The 3205-nt window shown below is 68.2% G+C and carries 4 protein-coding genes; 2 read left to right on the top strand and 2 right to left on the bottom strand.

Annotated features, from left to right (window positions below; genetic code table 11):
• Positions 1-122 precede the first annotated feature (122 nt).
• Positions 123-701, bottom strand: a complete 579-nt coding sequence (locus ACQR10_RS32600) for a TetR/AcrR family transcriptional regulator (protein ID WP_316218929.1) — start codon at positions 699-701, stop codon at positions 123-125.
• 93 nt (positions 702-794) lie between these two features.
• Here ACQR10_RS32600 and ACQR10_RS32605 point away from each other — a divergent pair, with 93 nt between their 5' ends.
• Together ACQR10_RS32605 and ACQR10_RS32610 are read left to right on the top strand one after the other, a co-directional pair.
• On the top strand, positions 795-1613 hold the full coding sequence (locus ACQR10_RS32605; protein ID WP_434912204.1) for an SDR family NAD(P)-dependent oxidoreductase: 819 nt from the start codon (positions 795-797) through the stop codon (positions 1611-1613).
• A gap of 33 nt (positions 1614-1646) precedes the next feature.
• Complete coding sequence (locus ACQR10_RS32610) at positions 1647-2960, top strand: SCP2 sterol-binding domain-containing protein (RefSeq protein ID WP_316218927.1); 1314 nt, start codon at positions 1647-1649, stop codon at positions 2958-2960.
• Positions 2961-3006: 46 nt separating this feature from the next.
• Here the strand turns inward: ACQR10_RS32610 and ACQR10_RS32615 are convergent.
• Positions 3007-3205, bottom strand: a 199-nt coding sequence (locus ACQR10_RS32615) for a hypothetical protein (RefSeq protein WP_316218926.1), incomplete at its 5' end; no start/stop codon positions are given.

A 3205-nucleotide genomic window follows, 5' to 3' on the forward strand; every position in this document is an offset into this window, starting at 1 on the left:
ATCGGCCTGATCGCCGACATCGGCCAGCCGGACTACTTCAAGCCGAGCTCTCGGAGTTGAAGGATTGCCTGGAGCGGATCGTCTCAAATTTCATGCTTGTCACCGGAGTTGCGCAGTCGAGTTCAATCCGTTGCAAGCGCCGCCGTCGCGGCCGCGATGACTTCGTCCTGTAGCGGCGAGGCGCCGAGCGCGCGGGCCATGACCACAGTACCGATCAGCATCGTCAGTGTGCGGATCGCTTCCGCGCGCGCGTCATGCTCTGCAACGCCGCGCGCAATCAGGCCGGCAGCAACGCGCGTGATCAACTGCTCGGCGCCGTCGGTGAATTCCGTGCCGAGCACGTCCGGCATCCGCCCGGCGTCGGCACCGAAGCCCGCCGCGGGACAGCCCATCCCGGGATGGGCGATGTGCTCGCGCGACAGGTAGCGCGCCACGTAGGCGGCGAGCGCCGCTTCGGCGCCGCCTGTGTCCATGTCGCGGTCGATGCCGCCGGCCATCGCGGCGAAGGCGTGCCGCGTGGCGGCAGCGAGCATGTCGTTCTTCGACGCGAAGTGCCGGTAGAAGCCGCCCTGCGTCATGCCGGCGGCGGCCATCACGTCAGCGATGCTGGCCCCCGCAACTCCGCGCTCGCGCAGCAGGCGCGCCGCCGTATCGACGATTTTCGCTTTGCTCTCAGCTGTTTGTTCCCTGGTCTTGCGCATGTGATCGAACCTGTCTCGTGTCGCTTGACAATTTAGCGGTCGTTCGACATCTTTGCAATTAGAGTTCGATCGAAATCTAAATAGGAGCTGACCATGACCAGCCCATCCCTGCGTCCCCTGACCGAGGCCGAGCGCCTCCGCCGGGCCTATGGCACCTATGCGGTCGTGACCGGCGCCTCCGATGGGATCGGCCGCGCGGTGGCTATGCAACTGGCGGAGGCCGGCTTCGGCCTCGTACTGGTCGCGCGGCGCCGCGCCGTGCTGGAGGCGCTCGCCGCCGAGCTCGAACCGCGCACGCCCATCCGCCCGGTCGTGATCACAGCCGATCTCTCGGTGCCGGACGATGTCGACCGGATCGCGCGAGAGACCGCTGATCTCGATGTCGGCCTGCTGGTCGCGGCCGCCGGCTTCGGCACTTCGGGGCCGTTCGTCGACGGCGATCTCGCAGCCGAGCTGAACATGATCGATGTCAATTGCCGCGCGCTGGCGCAGCTCACGCATCTGTTCGGGCGCCGCTTCGCCGCGCGCCGCCGCGGCGGCATCGTGCTGATGAGCTCGCTCGTCGCCTTCCAGGGCGTCCCGCGGGCCGCCAACTACGCGGCGACCAAGGCCTTCGTGCAGAGTCTCGCCGAAGGTCTCGCGCCGGAGCTCAAGCCGTTCGGCGTCGACGTGCTGGCCTCGGCGCCGGGGCCGGTGATGAGCGGCTTCGGCCAGCGCGCCCACATGACGATCCGCAGCGGCCAGACACCGGACGAGGTCGCCGTCGGCACGCTCAACATGCTCGGACGTCGCACCACGGTGCGGCCCGGCTTCCTCGCCAAGGCCCTGGAGGCGAGCCTGATGCTGCTGCCGCGCTCGGCCCGTGCCGCGATGCTGGCACGCGTGATGGCCGGCATGACGCAGGCGGCGTGAGCCGATCCCTCCCGAAGCCCGGAGTGCGCTGCCATGATAACCGACACGCCGTCCCCCGTCGCCGTCCCATCGCCTCCGCCGTCGCGGCTTTCGGCATCGGAACTGCTCGATCTTGCGCGCACCTGCGGCGCCGATGATTGCGGCCTTGCCTCGATCGACGATCCCGGCCTTGCCGAGGATCGGCCGCATATTCTCGCAGCCTTTCCCAAGACGCGCACGCTCTTGGTGCTGGTCGGACGGATGCATCGCGAGCCGGTCCGCTCGCCGGCGCGCTCGGTCGCCAATCTCGAATTTCACCGGTCGGGCGACCACATCGACGAGGTCGCGCGCGGCATCGTCCGCGTGCTGGAGGACCGCGGCATCCGCGCGCTCAATCCGGCGATGGCGTTTCCGATGGAGATGGACCGTTTTCCGGAGCGCGGCTGGATCGTGTCGCACAAGCGCGCCGCCGAGGCCGCCGGGCTCGGCCGCATGGGTATCCATCGCAGCGTCATCCATCCGCGCTTCGGCAGCTTCATCCTGCTCGGCACGGTGTTGATCGCTGCCGAGGTCGATGCGGTCGCTGCTCCGCTCGACCACAATCCATGCCTCGAATGCAAGCTGTGCGTCGCCGCCTGTCCGGTCGGGGCGATCAAGCCCGACGGAGCCTTCGACTTCTCCGCCTGCCTCACCCACAATTATCAGCAATTTATGGGCGGCTTCGTCAACTTCGTCGAGGACATCGCCGAGTCGCGCTCGGCCAGCGATCTCCGCAGCCGCGTGAGCTACGCCGAGACGGTGACGCGCTGGCAGAGCCTGTCCTACGGGCCGAACTACAACGCCGCCTATTGCCTCGCCGTCTGCCCCGCCGGCCACGACGTCATCGGCCCCTATCTCGCCGACCGCAAGCAGCACGTCGCAGACGTGCTGGAGCCGCTGACGCGCAGGACCGAGCCGGTCTATGTCGTGCCCGGCAGCGACGCCGCCGACTACGTCGCGCGGCGCTTTCAGCACAAGACGATCCGCTTCGTGCGGGCGAGCGTCCGTGCGACCTCGATCCGCGGCTTCCTCCAGGGCATGCCGCTGACCTTTCAGCCCGGCAAGTCCAAAGGCCTGGATGCGATCTATCACTTCACCTTCACCGGCCAAGAGACGGCCGAAGCCACCGTCACCATCCGCGACCGCCGGCTGACCGTGCAGCCGGGCCATGTCGGCAAGGCCGACCTCCGCATCACCGCCGACGCCAAGGCGTGGCTGCGCTTCCTCGCCAAGGAGATCTCGGTCGCACGCCTGGTCCTCACCCGCTCGCTGCGGCTGAAAGGCCCGGTCCGCCTGATGGCGGCGTTCGGCAAGTGCTTTCCATCGTAGCGTCAACCGGGACTCGGGCCCTTGGCGCGGAGAGTTTTATGCACTGTCACCGAATTTGTGACTTTACCGGCTTGCCGAGCGCTGGGCCGCGGCGCATCGATCGGATGTCGTCCGCCTCTATCGGCTCGCCCTGGAGAAGGGTGCGGCCGACGCGATCTACCACGCCGACGGCGAGGAGGGCGTCCCCATGCGCGAGGTCATCGAGGCGGTCGGCCGCGCGCTGAACGTGCCGGTCGTCTCGATCA

The organism is Bradyrhizobium sp. HKCCYLRH2060 (assembly GCF_051168135.1).
Taxonomy (GTDB): Bacteria; Pseudomonadota; Alphaproteobacteria; order Rhizobiales; family Xanthobacteraceae; genus Bradyrhizobium.